This is a genomic window from uncultured Paraglaciecola sp. (assembly GCF_913058035.1).
Classification (GTDB): Bacteria; Pseudomonadota; Gammaproteobacteria; order Enterobacterales; family Alteromonadaceae; genus Paraglaciecola.
The window spans coordinates 1-17,871 of the sequence record NZ_CAJXPA010000013.1; the positions used below are offsets into that span (position 1 = coordinate 1).

Consider the following 17,871-nt stretch of genomic DNA (forward strand, 5'->3'; position numbering starts at 1 on the left):
TGCATAATATCAATTATTTATTACCGTTTTTTACTTTCATCGGCACCACAGATAGTGGTTATTTTATGCAGCCTAAAATGTCTCTTTTAATAGTTTTAGCATGTCATCTACCGACAATTTAGTAACGGCCTCGTTGCCCGATAACAATTTGTCTGCCAAGTCTCGTTTATGCTGGTGCAGAGCGACTATTTTTTGTTCTATTGTGTCCTGGGTAATTAATCTATAAATTGTCACTGGGCGTGTTTGACCCATACGATGGGCGCGGTCAGAAGCTTGATCTTCCACGGCGGGATTCCACCAAGGGTCCATATGGATCACATAATCTGCTGCGGTTAAGTTTAAGCCTGAACCACCCGCTTTTAAACTAATTAGAAATATATCACCTTCGCCACTTTGAAACGCGTTTACACGTTTTTGTCGCTGCTTTTGTGGTGTTGAGCCGTCCAAGTATTGGTAACTAAACCCTTTGGCTTCGATGTGGTGTTTTATCAATTGTAGGTGCCCAACAAACTGACTAAAGATGAGTGCTTTGTGATTGTTGAGTTTTAACTCTTCCAGTAATTCATCGAGGGCTGCGAGTTTGGCGCTGGGAATATCGGTCTCTGCCACAACTAATCTAGGATGGCAGCAGGCTTGACGAAGTTTCACTAGCTCGGCAAGCATTTTAATTCGCTGCTCACCTGCATTAGCTTGCTGGTCATTTTGGCTAATATTATCTATTGCATTAAGTCTCAGTGCTTCGTAAAAATCACGCTCTTTTGGACTCATTTCTACTCGAATATTAATTTCTGTACGTGATGGTAGTTCGGTTAACACTTGGTTTTTCATACGCCGTAAAATAAACGGTTGGATCAAAGTTCTTAATCTCTGGCTAGCTTTGCGAGCAGCTTGAGGATCTTCATTTGCATTCTCAATTGGCAGTAAAAACCGTTCCCCAAAACGTTTTATATTGCCAAGCAAACCAGGATTAATAAAACGAAATAAGCTCCACAGCTCAGTTAAATTGTTTTCAATAGGTGTGCCTGTAGTGATTATTTTAAAGTCGCTTTTTAATGCGAAAGCGGCTTTAGTACGTTTTGCCAATGGGTTTTTCAACGCTTGGGCTTCGTCAGCCACTATGCTGTGCCAATGCACGTCTTTGAGTATGTCACTTTCCCTTTGTAACAATCCATAACTGATGATCACACAGTCAAAAGGGTTTAACTCGTTTAACAATTTTTGACGCTGAATAGTATTAACTGAGTCAGCAAATATCTTGATGTTTAATGTGGGTGCAAATTTGAGCGCTTCTTGTTGCCAATTAAAACAAACCGATGTGGGTGCTATGACTAAACTGGGACCTTGCTTAGCCCGTGACAGCAAAAGAGCAAGTGCTTGTAAGGTTTTACCTAAGCCCATATCATCAGCTAAACAGGCACCTGCACCCCAGTGTGCGAGACGTGATGCCCAGTCAAACCCCACTAGCTGGTAGTCACGCAATTGCGCTTGAAACGTTGAGGGTATTTGCGGTTTAATGGTATTCGCTTGATGCATCTTTTGGGTCTGTTGATCCCACGCATCAATCGTTTTCATGCGCATACCTGTTGTCGCTTCCTCCATTTGCAAACTGGCTAAGGGATGAAATTTACCGTCGTCAGTCACTTGATTAATTAACTCAAGTTTATGCCGCAAATCGTCAGACAACGCGAGTATCTGATCAGCACCAAGCTCAATAAAGCGACCATTGCTGGTTTTAACCAGTTCTAGTAACTTTTGCAGCTCAATCACTTGTTCGTTGTTTACTTGTAACTCACCGGTAATATCAAACCACTCACCTTTTTTACTAAATGAAAGCTGCAGGTGTGAGCTATCCATCTTCTCCGTTAAACTCACTTTTTTACCCTTCGGCCAGCGAAGTACTAAATCAAATGTTGCTTGGGTAATGGCTACTTCTAGCTGCTCTAGAGCTACTAACGCAGTTTGTAAATCGTCTAGTAGTAAGATGTTATCTGGCATACCTAAAAAAGCAGGACAAGCTTGGTCAAGTTGGTCGAGTAACGTTTCTTCACGCATTAAATCGCGTTGAGTTGCAATACGCTTACCGCTTAAATCGGTGGTTAAACTGGCATTGCCAGTGGCGGGTTTAAATGCGGGTCCTTTTTCGCCAAATGGCATCACCACACAGGTAAATGTGAGCCCGTTTTGAGTGGGTTGAATATTGACGACTAAATTAGGATCGCATTCATGGTTTTCTAACCCCGTATCAAGTTCTGTGATATCAGATTGAATATTTAAAAACGGCGCAATCGCTGATATACCCTTTAGTGCTTTTTGTTTTGCACTGATTGGAATTAACAAGCCTGCCTCACCGATGATGTCAGCTACTTTGAGATGCTCAGGCGAAAACACTGTGAGCTGATATTGTGTATCGGTAATAGACTTTAAATCGTAAGTGGATTGCCCTTCATAATTGCTAATACCATCGGGTAAATCCGCAATACTTAAACAAAGCTGGTCACCATGCTGGCTAACTAATAATTCAGGCTCACGCTTGATGATCTCAATAACTTGACTTAGGTCTTCTGATTGGTACAAGTTGTCTATTCCCACTGCCGCTTCCAGTGCTGGCAATCCTTGTAATGTGTATTCAAGTTTTGAATAATACCCCCAGCTTTGATGAGCATCAATTGCATGACAAATTCTTTTGTCGCTATCACTTAAATAGCCAAAAAGAGACGTTTCTTGTTTCAAACGTTTTAAGGATACTGTTCGTCCTCTACTCCAACCTGATTTATTAAACTTTTGCTCCCGAGCACTTAAAGTGTGACCATAACTGTGTTCAAATTCCCAAATTAAACGCACTGGTTTGACAACTTTTTCTATCACTGAGGTCAAGTTTTTTGCAGTATTTGGGTTCAATGCAATTAATTTATCTAGGGCTAAATCCCACTCTGATTTAATTTCTATTAGGTTGGTAACATCAGTCAATTTCGATTCAGATTCAGATTCTACTACCCACTCTAACTCTGGTTTTTTACTACTGAAACTCGTAGCCATTTGTCGACATATTTGCGCAAATAAAGGATAACCAAGTTGATTAAAATTTGTATGATATTTTAAAGCTAACTTTACAAATATTGGATCTTTTGTCTGGTTACACCAAACCTGCGCCAATAAATAATTGAAATAACTGAGCTGATGAGAGAAATAGTCAATCTCATCATCAACACTATTATACTCAATATTAACATTATATTTTTCGCTCGAAGATAAGCTTAAAATTGGTTTAACAACACCTTGTCCAATGTAATAAAAATCGTTATTGGATTTACGATCACTTTCTTCAAACTCGACTTGTTGTAGGGCAATTGAAAAATAATTGACATCGTGTTGGTTGGCGTAAACCATTAACGTTAATTTATAAAAATACCCTAAGACGTCATTTAAATATTGTTTTTTGCGTTTAGTCAGTTTGTTTTTAGCCAGCAATGCTTGCTCAAAATAATCAATAGCTTGCTGGTTTTCGCCCCTTAAGAAGCAGTAAGCTCCTTGCAACTGCAATCCATAGCTACTCAGGTCTTGTAAAACTTGTATACGCTCGAAATCGTCAAAACGCATTTGATATAAATACTGTTCTGCAAGTAGATGATGACAGTCGATATTGTATGCAGGATCTGTTCTATCGATGTTCGCAGAGCAAACGTGTTCCAATAATTGAATAGGGTATTCACAACTTTGCCCTTGTATTTGAAATGTCCTAATCAGAGTCGCAAACGCTTGATATTGCAACACGTTAGGTAGTTGTAAAAAAGCTTCCAAGCTGAATGGTAAAAAAAGAATTTCAAGTAAAATACTATTTTGTGAGTGATCAATAATTTGTGGGTTTTTATTAAACTTTAAGGCGCTTACGATGCCCCCAATTTTATTCAGATAATAAAGGTCACGAATAACTCTATGTCCGTCAATATCTTTTTTCTGCCAACTGTAAATGTTTAGGACTGGCACAACCTGTTCGGCGGCCATTATTATCTCAAGTAGATTTGTGTGTGGAAGGTCATCTGCTGTAAAAACGAATAAGGTGTGGAATTGATCAATTTCAGACGTCAAACGATTGGCAAGCAATCTGTTTAGTTGTAACCCCTCTTTATTTGGGGTCAATAACATTTGTTCAGTCAGCAGATCTCTACATGGCTTTGATAACAGATACTCTTTCTTTGTTTTTACTAAAAATCCTTTAGTTATTAATATATCAATCACATCTTCTAGCTTTTTAACATCAATCGGTTTGTACACCACAGCCAAAATCATCAGTACGCTTTGTTTGTGTTCATCAAGTTTTAAAAAGGCTTGATATAATGATTTTATTTGTTCGTGGATTGTTGGCTGGATTAAAGCAGCAAGCTTCATAGTTGTGTGGTTCTTAATATATATCTGTTGTTGATGAACTGAAATTAACAAAAATAACGCAGCTAAACAATTAATCTCAAAAATACAATGACGTCTTTTGGTAAACATTTATGTTTAGGTACTTTTTTGATGTTTTATGTAAAAACTATCCATCGCAAATTGTGTAAGGTCGGTATTTTTGCTAAAGGTCTGGAAAGTTTTTGACTAAGAATATTTACTTAGATTGATGCGGCAACTAACTTGATAAAAATTGCCGTACACCAGTATGTCCGTTTAATCTCAATATATTGAAAATTTAGGTAGTGTGAGCAATAACATACTGATTAGTTTTACTAGGCGAAAACAGTTAGCTGAAATCGCTAAAAAAATTCTGACTCACAGTACTTTAAACTTTTTTTTTACTCAACTGGCGTACAACGACTCATCTCAATGCCAGCTTATTGCAAAGGTCAGTTTTAAACAGACCATTTTATTATCATAGTTTTTTTATAGTTGTTGTCGCTATGTATTACATGTCCTTGTGGCAAAAACGTTTAGTTATAGTGGTCTAGCCCTAACCAATTGCAATCAAGCAACCATACTTTGTAATGTTAATAATGTTGCAGAAGGTTTTCTATCGCCTACTATTAAATCTCTAGTGCATTTTTGGTCGGTGTAGCCAACCCAACACCAGCATTCACCTTTAATAAGGTAGTTACCGCAGCCATGATTACACTAGAAGGGGTTGATACCGACGATGTGATTTCATCTAGTTATGAGCCAAAAGCAACAAACATTTTACGTAGTGATCGAGTACGTTCACTTGATGCTTATAACTCAGAGCATTTAGACTCGCCCATGCTTATGCGCGAAGAATACTGGCAAGATACGACAAACATCTGGCAGACTAATATGATTGATGGCTACACCGCTACCACCTTGTCATTTTCTGCAGAGCTTCCTGTGAAAAAATACAAAGAAGTGAGCGTAAATAATTTCATGAGAAAACTTGAGCTTCAGCTTAAAGCATCAAACTTGGATAATTCAGGGTCAACAGTTACTTCAACAACGGTATCTGTGTGGTTGAGATGCTATTGGACTGAGTTGATAGTCAATCCCAAACGTCTCGCAAACCTTTCTCTTCGCATATCAGACTCTAATAAAATAGTTCATCTTCGGGGGGGATTTTAATGTCAGAACCTCCAAATTATTTCCAAAAATCAGTTTCTTATGTCAGCGGATTCACGCTCATTGAATTAGTAATCGTTATTATAATTTTAGGCATTCTGTCAGTGGTTGCTTTACCGCGCATCGCAAATAATACGTTTCATGAGCGTGGTTTTCATGATTCAGTCAAGTCTGTATTTCAGCATGCGCGACATGTTGCTGTAGCTAGTCGGCGTTTTGTCTGTGTTGATGTTAATGTTGGGGATGGCACTATTTCTCTGACGCGTGATGAAGCTTTACCTGATGGAAAAACATTAATCACATGTAATTCAGCACTCGCCCTTCTTATACCAGAGCCAAACTGCGCATCAACTAATCAGATATGTGCCCCAAGAGGAGTGTTTATTGGTGGCACGTCGAGTCTGATTTTTGATCCACTTGGGCGTTTGGTCAACGCCCCATATTCTATGGCACCAGCGGCAAGTATTACGATTACTAATCAACCCAACATTACGGTTGCACCAGAAACAGGTTACGTAGAATGATATTTCAACGAGGTTTAAGTATGGTTGAATTGGTGACTTTTATCGTTGTAGTCTCGATTGGTGTGATAGGGGTCCTGTCAATCTTTAATGTCACACTGAAGGCGAATACAGATCCTCTTGTTAACAAACAATCGACTGCTATTGCTGAGGCAATGCTAGACGAAATTCTTGCTAAAGACTTTATTGTGGGAGGGTATTCAGGAAGTAATCGTGCGCAATTTGATGATGTCAGCGATTATGCTGACTATAACAAAAATGGTATCGAAGCGATTGATGGTTCGGCGATTGATGGCTTAGAAAATTATGAAATAACAATTAGTATCGATGACGCCGCGGCTTTAGGATTGCCTGATGGCGGTATCAAGAGAGTGACAGCTGCAGTGACTTTGGGTGTCGATACTATTACTTTGATTGGTTATCGAACAAACTATGAATAAGTCATTAAACCGCGGTTTTACACTACTCGAGGCGGTCCTCACCATCGTTATTACTGGTATTCTTGCAGGTATGGTGGCGGTGTTTATTAAAGCGCCCGTGGACAGTTACACTGATACAGTTCGCCGTGCAAATTTAACCGATGCAGCAGATGGTGCCTTACGACGTATTGCCCGTGATATACATGCAGCCTTGCCCAATAGTTTGCGTAGCACAAGTCCAGCCAGCAATAACTGTGTTGAGTTTTTGCCCGTGGTGGGTGGAGGACGCTATCGAGTCGCACCGAGTATTAATGGTTCAGGTGACATCCTAGATTTTTCAGCAGTTGATAGTTCGTTTGACGTTATTGCAGCCACCAATCTACCTGATTTTTCTTCAGGTGCCTCATACCATGCAGTGATATACAACCTCGGTATTTTTGGTGCAGATGCTTATGATACTTCTGGGTTTAAACCTATTCGCGCAGCCATCAAAAGTAGCACTTCTGCAAGCAATATTGAATTGGATGTAGCCAATCAGTTTCCCTTTGAATCACCCGGTAAACGTTTTCACGTGATATCAAATTACTCTGTGGTGTATTCATGTGACATGGTGAACCGTGAGCTAATCCGATCTACGAGAGCCATAACCTCTGAACAACTGTCAAGTTGCCCAGGATCAGATGTGGGTGACGTACTAATGAGTAATATCAGTGCCTGCAGTTTTACCTATACGCCCGCAGTTTCTCAAAGAAATGGATTGCTTACTATGCGCTTAGGTTTAGAAAAATCGGGTGAATCAATTCAACTATATCAAGAGGTGCATGTTAATAATGTTCCCTAAATCGCAACAAGGGTTTACCCTTGTCACCGCTATATTTCTACTGGTGGTACTGGCAGGACTAGGTGCATTTATGACCACTATTTCGCTCAATCAGCAAATTGGCTCGACACTTGACTTTATGGGTGCAAAAGCTTTTCAAGCAGCACGATCAGGCACTGAATGGGGGCTTTATAAGGTGCTAAACACGCCTCCATCTTGTATATCGTCGACTGATATAGGGGTGATAAATGACATGAGAGTAACGATGACATGTAGTGTTATTGCTCCAACAGTCAATATAACAGAAGCAGGTATAGGCGTGATTTATTCCATCACAGCAACTGCTTGCAACATTCCCGATAGCGACACTTGCCCGGGGGTCGTGTCAAATCCTGATTACGTTGAACGCAGGTTCACTGTGCTAGCAGATACAACACAGTAACGGATTAAAGAACCTAATCTACGTTACTGGTTTTCGTGACTCATATCGTGTTCTGATCAACAAAGACTACTTTATCAGATCCACGGATCAGACTCTTTTGATGGTAGGTAAACCAGACCCACAAGCCTAATTCGTGATAAAAGTCATAAAGTAGACATATAATGAACATATGACAGTTAAATGATGGGCATACTACCCACCATCAGTCATTGCGTTACATTATATTTAGCAATGTATCAGAACTGATCATCCAATCAATGGAAGACCTTATTTTATAAGTTGTCCGAATTAATCAAGCCAAATGGGTCATCTATACTGCTGCTTGGTTCAGTAAACCATCTTGCTCCTTGGTCAGTCATATAAAAATGGTCCTCTAAACGAATACCAAACTTGTCAGGTATAACCAACATAGGTTCGTTGCTGAAACACATACCTGTTGCTAACTGTGTTTTATTGCCACCAACTAAATATGGCCACTCATGGATATCTAAACCAATACCATGACCAGTTCGGTGTGGACAGCCAGGCGTTTGATATTCTGGCCCTAATCCTTGTGATGCTAAGTAACCACGAGCTGCATCGTCTACAGCTTCACAAGGCACACCTATTTTTGCGGCATTGAAGGCGGCAAGTTGTGCGGTTTTTTCCATATTCCAAAACTCCCGCTGCTCATCTGTAGGTTCACCAAATACATAAGTACGGGTAATATCTGATAAATAATCGTGTACTTTACAGCCGGTATCTATTAGTACCATGTCGCCAGCCTGCAGCACTTGTGCATCTTTAACACCATGAGGGAAAGACGTGGCGACCCCAAAAAGTACAATACAAAAATAGCTACCCGGCGCACCCACCTTTTGGTGTGCACATTTAATAAAGGCCTCTACTTCTGTGGTACTTATGCCTACATAAAGCATACTTGCCGTAGCTTGATGTACAGCAAGTGTCATGTTCATTGCCGCTTGCATTAAGACAATTTCATTATCAGATTTGTGCATTCTGCAATGGGCAGTCACTGACTGTGCGTTAATTAGATCTAAGCCATTTTGTACTTTATTGATACCATCAAATATAAAGAACTGCGCATTTTCATCAATGCCTATTGTCGCGGTATCACTTATATGTAACTGCTCTAATACATCTATAAATAAAACGTAGGGGCTTTGGTGTTCTTGCCAGCCATGGATTGGTCCATCTATGACCTTAAAACCATTTAACGTGCCTATTTCAAAATAGGGCGCGATATATTGCACAACACCAACTGCAGGTAATATTGCGCCGACCATACGCTCACTCGCGTACCATTTCATACCAGTAAAATACGTAAGATTTGTGCCCGCATTTAGGTAAATAGCATCAATATTATTTGCTTGCATATAGGCTTGAGCTTTCGCAATACGTGCTAGATGTTCTTTGGGTTGGATTGGCATAACTGTCTTTGTCATATCTTTTAATGTGGCTAATGCTTGCTCTGGTGTTTGAGTACCAATACCAATAGTTGTCATTTTTTCTCCTTAGTGTTTAGGTACCTTTATAGTACAAACTTTATTATTTCTTAATTTATTTGGAAGCTTAAGTTATCGAAAAAAACTAAAAATCAAAGTATCGATAAACTAGGGCGCAGCACGATGTCTTGAATGACAGAGCCACGTTGTTCAACTGCCATAAATTTCATATGAGGTTAGCTTACCAAGGTCCTCATCATTTTTAACCACAAACAATGCATAATTTAGTTTAATCATGGTGACCTCAGCGTTTTGATTACTTCAGTCTGATAGATGTGGTCAGACAGCAGCAAGCATATATATATAAATAAGACGGCGTGAAATAAAATGAAATGTTGTCTGGTCCCTTAAGCTGAGATGAGTATTACACAGCACTTTTTTTCAAGGGTTGTGTTGCTTTAATAAGATTAGCAGGACAGTGATCAAAAAATAGTTCAAGGAAATATGAAAATGATGTCAAAATATTTTACAAAGAAAGCTCTTACCACCGTAATGGTGCTCTATATCAGTATTGTTTTTATCCAAGCGTTACGATTTAAGTTTTTTGATTCGGTGGAAACGCTGCACATATTTAGTACGCTAAACATATGGGCTTTCGATACATTTGGTATTGAAGGGCTCTTTCTACCTCCTGGAATTTTTAATGCCTATGTTGTCGGAATTTCTGAGTTCATTGCCTCAATAGTGATGTTAATTGGCTTATTCAGTTCTCGTAAATTCTTGATCCCCATTGGCGCATTAATGTCATTAGGTATAATCTCAGGGGCTATATTTTTTCACTTGTTTACGCCACTGGGCATAAACGTTTTAGACGACGGCGGATTACTATTTTCTTCGGCGTGCGGCATATGGATAATGTCCTTGGCTATAATATTCATGAACAAAGATTCTTTACTGATACTAATTTCAAAAGACACGTCAATAAATAACTTTGAATGAAACTGAGCATAAATGCTCGTATTACAAAACCTTAAAGCCTTGCTTTGACCAAGGACGTGTATAAAGTGCCAGAGTACTTGGTTACCCTACTGCAGAGTTTAAGCACTTTTAAGATGCACATGTGCTTGGTCAGGCATCAACTGTTTTGCAAACAAAAGCACATTAATCGAATCTATTTTAGTTTATCAGCCAGCTCAATATTAAAGAGTACCTAGGTCAAGTATTTCTGACAACTGGGACAGAAACAAAAACAACAACAGAGGCTCTTCACTCTGGCAATACTAAGAGGTTTCAAAGGAAGCCCTTTGATAAAAGTATTAACGTTTCTTCCCCAACTCTTTGCTATCAAAGCGAGGAGCAACTAAGCCACTCAGAATATTCAATTCAAGTCAACTTAGCGCTAGCCATACACCTACGCCAATCAATAAGGTGCCAGAAATACCGTTCATCCATCTAATATTATTACCTTTATTAAGCAAAGTTTTTAATCCTTTCCCCCCTGTGGCATAAATCAGCATACAGATAAACTCACTGAACATAATAATGCTCACAAGGGCAAAAAGTTGAAATGTAATAGGTTGAGTAGCATCTATAAATGGCGGTAAAATAGACAGCATAAACGCCCAACCTTTGGGGTTAGCAATGGCTGTTACAAAACCTTGTGATATCAAAGCATAACGATTAAGTGCTAAGTCCATCTCTGTGCTGAGAGACAATTGTGTACCTGACCAATACATTTTACATCCTAAATAAATCAGATACAGCCCGCCTATCCACTTAAACCAGATAAACAATGTGGGATAATTTAGCATAATTGCGGCAGCACCCATCACCGCCGACACAGCAACTAAAGCCACGCCACAAACTTCGCCTAACATCATCCATAAAGTGCGGCGTAAACCCACCTTTAACCCCAATGTCATAGCCAATGTCATGCACATGCCTGGCGTAATCGAAATGAAAAATATTGTAGGAATAAATACGGCGAGCGTGGCAAAAGTTGGCATATGAGATCATTAAAATAAAAACAGGCTCGCATCTTACGGCCCTAAAGATATTATTGGAATTTTATAAAGTATTAACGTGGATTAAATTACAATAATAAATCTTTGACTACGTTTGTTGATACTCACTCGATACATATAATGTGTGGGAAAATATTTTGCTGAAGGTAGGTTTGATAAAATAAAAACACGCCGATATATTAGGTTCTTTAGAAAAGAGAACTCTGTCCTAACGTGCGACATATATTAGTGTGTAAGTGTGTGCGATTAAGTGTGTGTGATTAAGTGTGTGCGATTAAGTTATGCAGGGTCTGACTCGCTGCTTGGTTACGTCTAACATCGGGGCAGTAGGCATCTACTCAGGACTTTACATCACTATTTGGGCATGTACTATCGCTATTATTGGCGTTACACAGTGGTACTAGAACATATGAATTGAGTGAGAGACCTTACTGCTGTGCTGAACCAACTTGGACCATCAATTAACAATACAATACATTACCTAATTTATCATTGAGGCTAAAAATAAGGATTTGCAAGTTGATACCTGAATTGCCCTATTGGTAGGCAGCCAATTTTATTCATTAAACTCATCCAACATGCAGTCCCGGGTTAGAATTTTTAATAATTCGATTCGAGGTAACTGATTGGAAGTTGCAATACATTTGTCTTCAACGTCTATCGTTTGTAAACTTATTTTTGAGCAAAGAGCACACAACATCTTGAATTGGGTCAGTAAGGATAGTATTACTGTGCCAATTAAGACAAATTTTACTTGCTGCTCGAAGGCCGGTTTTATTCGCAGTGTTGGCTTACATACCTTTGTAATTTCTGCAAATAACTGTCTTGAGTCGCATCATCTAACCAAGCGATTTTAAAGGCATTGCTGACTAAGGTCACGATCTGGTTCTGATCAAACTTACCTTCATTTTGTAACTCAATCAGATTTTCATTTAAATACGCCCTAAAATAAGCAGGATCGTCCGAATTGATCGTAACTAGCATGTCTTTATTAAGCATTCTGTGGATTTCATCAGAGGTAAGCGACTGCACCACAAACCGATTAGATATTGGGCATACCGTAAGCCCAATTTTTTTGTCTTTGATAAGCTCACACAATACCTCGCTCTCTAATGAGTTAATACCATGATCGATACGATCAATCTGAATATCACTAATACATTGTTCAATATGTATTAGTGTATTTTGCTGATTAACATCACAATGCATAGTGAGCTTTAAACCCATTTTTTTTGCTTCGCTGAACACTTTAATAAATTTAATTGGAGGATTGTGCCTCTCATCAGAATCAAGTCCTACACCCACTAACCATCCTAGATACGGTTTTGCTAAGTCCAAATGCTGCATGGCAGACTCAGCGCTCATATCACGTAAAAAACACATGATTAGTTGGCTCTTAATACCTAACGCTTGTTCTGCATCGACTTGCGCCTTGTGAATACCCACTATGACAGTATCAAAACTAATTCCTCTTGTCGTATGAGCTTGTGGGTCGAAAAACAGCTCTGAATATAAGGTTTCTTGGCTCCGCGCTTTGGTTAAATAAGCATAGGTCAATTGGTAAAAATCATCCTCATCAATCAGCACATCCATGCCTGCATAATAAATACTTAAGAAAGAAGGTAAGTCGTGAAAATCATATGCCGCGACTAATTCCTCTGGGGTTTTGTAAGGTAACTCAACGGAATTTTTCTTAGCAAGTGCAAAACTCAATTCTGGTTCGAGGGTTCCCTCAAGATGCACATGTAGTTCTGCCTTCGGCATGTTTTTGATGAAGCTTTGCATGTTAAATTCACTCAGTATTTATATTTAAAATATTCTAAGCAATTTTAATACCTACATGCACACACCTCTTTTTGCCGATGCTGATGGGCTTCGTCATTGTTTTTTAAAAATCGGGTTCCCAAAAAATAGATGAGATGCACTATTTACGTGCGAAAATATAAATTGGAGTAAGCGACTAGATGCTCAAGTTCGCACTGTCGCAGAGTTACTACGCTCAGACTTATAGAGAAAAGTGGCAATATTTATGCTTAATTTAGGAATAAATATCAATCAGCTTTAGGTCAGACATAAGACTAAAGAAACATCCACATAGGATGTTTCTTTAAAAAATCAGATTAAATGCTGACTCGCTTGTAAGGACGATATTCTGGCATCCAAAAATTCTGTTCAATCCGCTCTTTTAAGATTTCATCTGACACTTCTAAGGCCAGATTTTGCTGCATGGCTATTTTTGCTACATCAAAGGCAATTTTTCTACTCAACTTGGCTATTTCGCCTAATGCGGGCAGTAACTCACCTTGCCCAGTTGCGGCAAGAGGTGATGCTTCTGCCAAAGCTGCGCTGCTCGCAAGCAACATTTCATCACTGATCAAACTGGCTTTAGCGACAATGACACCCAAACCAATACCGGGGAAAATATAGCTATTATTACATTGTGCTATTGGGTAGGTTTTGCCTTTATATTCAACAGGTTTGAATGGACTACCTGTAGCAACAATGACCTGACCATCAGTCCACTCAATGACCTGCTGTGGCGTTGCTTCAACGTGGCGAGAAGGATTACTCAGAGGAAAAATAATGGGTAGCTTACAATTCTTTTTCATACTGCGGATAACTTGCTCAGTGAATAAACCCGCTTGACCAGATACACCAATCAAAATATCAGGTTGAGTGCAATTTACCACATCCAACAATGAAGCAAATTCTCCACTAAAAGACCACTCTTGGATTGCTTCTACTGGCTGAACCAAACGTTGTTGGAAGTCTCGTAAACCTTGCATGCCTTCGGTAAGTAAACCAAAGCGGTCAACCATAAATACTTGACCGCGAGCTTGTATATCTGAAATACCTTCTCTGCACATTTGTTGAACAATTTGTTCAGCTATGCCGCAACCAGCAGAACCAGCACCTACAAACACCACTTTTTGTTCCGACAGTTTAGTATTTTTACTTTTACAAGCAGCCAATATAGTACCAACTGCCACTGCAGCTGTACCTTGTATGTCGTCGTTAAAACAGCAAATTTTATCTCTGTAACGCTCCAACAGAGGTGTAGCATTCGGCTGAGCAAAATCTTCAAACTGTAGCATGGCCTCTGGCCAGCGACGATGAATAGCCTTGATAAACATATCAACAAACTCATCATACTCTACTTGACCAATACGTTTGTGACGCGCGCCCATATACATAGGATCAGCCAACAGTTTTTCGTTGTTAGTGCCAACATCTAACATTACAGGCAAGGTATATGCTGGGCTTATGCCGCCACAAGCGGTATACAAAGATAATTTACCGATAGGAATACCCATGCCACCAATACCTTGGTCACCCAGTCCTAAGATACGTTCACCATCGGTTACAACAATGACTTTTACCTTACGTTTGGTAGCGTTGCGTAAGATATCATCCATTTGATGACGTTCAGAATAAGAAATGAATAATCCACGAGAACTACGATAAATATCTGAAAATTGCTCGCAGGCATCGCCTACTGTAGGCGTATAGATGATGGGCATCATCTCGTCAATATGTTCTTTGACTAGCCGGTAATACAAGGTTTCATTGTTATCCTGAATAGACCTTAAATAGATATGTTTGTTTATGGTTTCATCAAAACTTGAATACTGCATATATGCGCGATCAACTTGCTCCTCAATAGTTTCGTATCTTGGAGGAATGAGACCAGTTAAATTAAACGTAACGCGTTCATCAGAACTAAATGCACTGCCTTTGTTAAGTAGAGGCGTTTCTAAGAGTGAAGGTCCAGAATGGGGAATGTAAAGCGCACTCTTTTTAACTGAATTTGCCATTAACGTATTGTCCTGTGATTTTGTATTGTTATTTTAATTATCCTTGACTAAGTATGCCAAGAAATGCGATATGTTATTTTAAATGACGTTTCAAGAACTGTTTTAAATACTGTTTCAAGTACTGTTTCAAGTACTTTTTTAAAATATGTCTTCAATTTGCTTTTTACTTTGCTCACCTTGATCAGCAGCTTCGATAATTTGTGCATCTGCCACAAATACATGAGGTTCTGTGCCTTGGGTAAAGTATTCAAACATAGATGTATTGTCTGTTCTATTAGTAAGTTTACCTGTCCCCTTATCTATACGTACAGTCAATAAATCTGTAGGCATCGGCAACAAATGCTCAGGTTGGCCAGCCAGAGCATATTGCATAAACCTGATCCAAGCTGGCTGTGCCGCATGCGCGCCGGACTCACTGCCTACTAAAGCATTACCAATATAATTATACTTTTTAGGATTTTTGTTAACCAAATTTTGATTACGTGTGGTGCGACCCAGACGACGATTATTATCATCAAACCCGACCCATACAGTAGCCACTAAGTCTGGTGTAAACCCGCTAAACCATGTATCACGAACGTCGTTGGTAGTACCTGTTTTACCTGCAATGTCACTTCGACGGTTCATCAACAACGCTGCACGCCACCCAGTACCACGGTTATCCCAACTACCGTTAATTTGCACTGCAGAACGCATCATTTCTGCGACTAAGAATGCATTTTCTGCACTTATGACTCTTGGAGCTGAAAGAATTTTTTTGACGGGCTCAGCAATCTGTTGTGCTACGCCAAACTCTGCAGCTAACAGTGCTTCAATATCTTCGGATTCTCTGTTGGTTTGATTTGTTTGGACTTCGGCAACACAGGGGTTACAGGCATTTTTTGGATTGGCTCTCCATAATATATCGCCCATTTCGTTTTCGATGCGCTGAATAAAATGAGGTTGGATTAAAAATCCACCATTGGCAAATACCGCCATGGCGGTCGCTACTTCCAGTGGTGTATGGGATCCAGAACCTAATGACAATGTTTCATCTAAGGGAATATCATCTTTACTAAAACCAAAACGGGTAAGATGTTCAGCAACCTTGTCGAGTCCTACAGCCCTGAGCAGACGCACTGACACAACATTTTTTGATTTAGTTAGAGCAATTCTCATTCGGATTGGACCATCATACTCGGCAGGTGAATTCTCAGGACGCCAAGCATTTCCTGAACCGGATTGCCATTGTGTGATGGGAGCGTCATTTATCACGCTTGCTAAAGTGTAACCATTTTCTAATGCGGCTGAGTAAATAAAAGGTTTAATGTTAGAGCCAACTTGTCTCTTAGCTTGAGTTGCACGGTTAAATTGGCTTTGATAAAAACTATATCCCCCAACCACGGCTTGTGCAGAACCATTTTTCGGATCCAGAGCAACAAAAGCACCGCTCGCTTGTGGGTATTGAGCAAGTTGCCAATGTGAGTCATTCTCTCTTTTACGAATTAAAATCAGTGCCCCTGCTTGCACTATATCACTCGCTATTTTAGGTTCAATTCCTTGTTTTGCGTCATTGATAAATGGTCTCGCCCAATCTAAACCGTCCCAATCAATGATGCTAAACTTTCCTTGCTGGTTGAAAATGATAATATCTTTTTCATTTACTTTGACAACAATAGCAGGCTGCATGGATTCGAAGGTTTGTACGTCTTTCAGGTAGCTTAGCATTTGTTCCTCAGGCCAAGGTTCTGAGTTGATTAGTTCAGATATTTCGGGCTCTGAAAGCGCTTTATCTTTATCGTCAGCGACGTCTGTTGACCAAAGTTGTTTAATCGCTCCGTGATAGCCATGACGTTCGTCATAATCGTGTAAGTTTTTTCGAACAGCCTGTTGCGCTTCAGCTTGTAGGTTTGATGACACGGTAGAGTAAATTTGATACCCGCCGGTTTCAGCCTCGTCTTTACCGTACAGTTCGATCATTTCGCTATAAATAATATCTGCTAAGTAGGGTGCATCTAATTCTATTTCTGCACCATATTTTTTAGCAGTAACAGGAGCATTTACCGCTTGTTCAAATTGCTCTCGATTAATATATTCTTCATCCAACATGCGCAGCAAAACGATACGTCTTCTTAGCAACGAGCGCTCAGGGCTACTTATAGGGTTAAGTGCTGATGGAGCTTGAGGTAACCCTGCAATAGTAGCTATCTGCGCCAATGTCAGTTCATTAAGTGACTTTCCATAATACACCTGTGCTGCGGCACCAAAACCAAAAGCTCTGTGGCCCAATTCTACTTTGTTTAAATACAATTCTAATATTTCTTGTTTGCTTAGTAGTTGTTCCATATGCCAAGCTAAAATTATTTCACGAATCTTGCGGATGTATTTTTTTTCGCGGGTTAAGAAAAAGTCTCGTGCCATTTGCATCGTTAGTGTACTTCCACCCTGTCCTTTTTCGCCAGTGACGACTAAATTAACTAATGCGCGCATCATGCCGATAGGATCTATACCAGAATGTCCATAGAATCGACTGTCTTCGGTGGCGATAATCGCTTGTTTTAGCTGTTCTGGGATTTGGTCAAGAGTAAGTGGGATACGACGTTTTACCCCATATTGAGAGATCAATTTTCCATCTTGGGTAAAGATACGCATGGGCGTTTGCAATCGAACATCTTTCAGGACGTCGACGCTAGGCAAGTCAGATTTGATATAAAAATAGGTACCTAATAATATGGTGATACCGACAACAAATGAGACAGAAATGGTAATTAATGCAGGTTTAAGTAACTTCACGGATAGATAATACCAAGGCAACTTTTAATAAATGATCTACATTTTATACCTATGTACAGT

At 39.6% G+C, this 17,871-nt stretch carries 12 protein-coding genes; 6 read left to right on the forward strand and 6 right to left on the reverse strand.

Going from position 1 to position 17,871, the window contains the following annotated elements; translation table 11 throughout:
* Positions 1-72: 72 nt before the first annotated feature.
* Positions 73-4,386, reverse strand: coding sequence for a DEAD/DEAH box helicase (locus QZ562_RS03250; protein WP_293756851.1), 4,314 nt, complete (start codon positions 4,384-4,386; stop codon positions 73-75).
* A gap of 705 nt (positions 4,387-5,091) precedes the next feature.
* Here QZ562_RS03250 and QZ562_RS03255 point away from each other — a divergent pair.
* The 5 genes from QZ562_RS03255 to QZ562_RS03275 are packed head-to-tail and all read left to right on the forward strand — an operon-like array spanning position 5,092 to position 7,755.
* A complete protein-coding gene (locus QZ562_RS03255) occupies positions 5,092-5,556 on the forward strand; it encodes a hypothetical protein (RefSeq protein WP_293756853.1) in 465 nt (154 codons plus the stop codon).
* Positions 5,556-6,077, forward strand: a complete 522-nt coding sequence (locus QZ562_RS03260; protein ID WP_293756855.1) for a prepilin-type N-terminal cleavage/methylation domain-containing protein — start codon at positions 5,556-5,558, stop codon at positions 6,075-6,077. The genes QZ562_RS03255 and QZ562_RS03260 overlap by 1 nt, the downstream gene beginning before the upstream one ends.
* Entirely contained in the window at positions 6,074-6,514 is a 441-nt protein-coding gene (locus tag QZ562_RS03265) for a hypothetical protein (RefSeq protein ID WP_293756857.1), read from the forward strand. Before QZ562_RS03260 ends, QZ562_RS03265 begins: the two co-directional genes overlap by 4 nt.
* Complete coding sequence (locus tag QZ562_RS03270) at positions 6,507-7,334, forward strand: type II secretion system protein (RefSeq protein ID WP_293756859.1); 828 nt, start codon at positions 6,507-6,509, stop codon at positions 7,332-7,334. The genes QZ562_RS03265 and QZ562_RS03270 overlap by 8 nt, the downstream gene beginning before the upstream one ends.
* Entirely contained in the window at positions 7,324-7,755 is a 432-nt protein-coding gene (locus QZ562_RS03275; RefSeq protein WP_293756861.1) for a hypothetical protein, read from the forward strand. Before QZ562_RS03270 ends, QZ562_RS03275 begins: the two co-directional genes overlap by 11 nt.
* Positions 7,756-8,027: 272 nt before the next feature.
* Here the strand turns inward: QZ562_RS03275 and QZ562_RS03280 are convergent, their stop codons facing one another.
* Positions 8,028-9,260, reverse strand: coding sequence for a Xaa-Pro peptidase family protein (locus tag QZ562_RS03280; protein ID WP_293756863.1), 1,233 nt, complete (start codon positions 9,258-9,260; stop codon positions 8,028-8,030).
* A 450-nt stretch (positions 9,261-9,710) separates the two neighbouring features.
* Between QZ562_RS03280 and QZ562_RS03285 the strand changes: the two genes are divergently transcribed.
* Positions 9,711-10,199, forward strand: a complete 489-nt coding sequence (locus tag QZ562_RS03285; RefSeq protein ID WP_293756865.1) for a hypothetical protein — start codon at positions 9,711-9,713, stop codon at positions 10,197-10,199.
* A gap of 389 nt (positions 10,200-10,588) precedes the next feature.
* Here QZ562_RS03285 and QZ562_RS03290 read toward each other — a convergent pair whose 3' ends face one another.
* The 4 genes from QZ562_RS03290 to QZ562_RS03305 all read right to left on the reverse strand — a co-directional run bounded on the left by QZ562_RS03290 (position 10,589) and on the right by QZ562_RS03305 (position 17,811).
* Positions 10,589-11,206: a LysE family translocator gene (locus tag QZ562_RS03290; RefSeq protein ID WP_293756867.1), complete on the reverse strand. Its 618-nt coding sequence runs from the start codon at positions 11,204-11,206 to the stop codon at positions 10,589-10,591.
* Positions 11,207-11,998: 792 nt separating this feature from the next.
* Positions 11,999-13,009, reverse strand: coding sequence for an adenosine deaminase (gene add, locus QZ562_RS03295; protein ID WP_293756869.1), 1,011 nt, complete (start codon positions 13,007-13,009; stop codon positions 11,999-12,001).
* A gap of 335 nt (positions 13,010-13,344) precedes the next feature.
* Positions 13,345-15,039 carry an NAD-dependent malic enzyme gene (locus tag QZ562_RS03300; protein WP_293756871.1) on the reverse strand — a complete coding sequence of 565 codons (1,695 nt, stop codon included), beginning with the start codon at positions 15,037-15,039 and terminating at the stop codon, positions 13,345-13,347.
* 138 nt (positions 15,040-15,177) lie between these two features.
* The gene (locus QZ562_RS03305; protein ID WP_293756874.1) at positions 15,178-17,811 is read right to left on the reverse strand and encodes a penicillin-binding protein 1A; all 2,634 of its coding nucleotides are present in this window, start codon (positions 17,809-17,811) and stop codon (positions 15,178-15,180) included.
* Between the last annotated feature and the right edge of the window lie 60 nt (positions 17,812-17,871).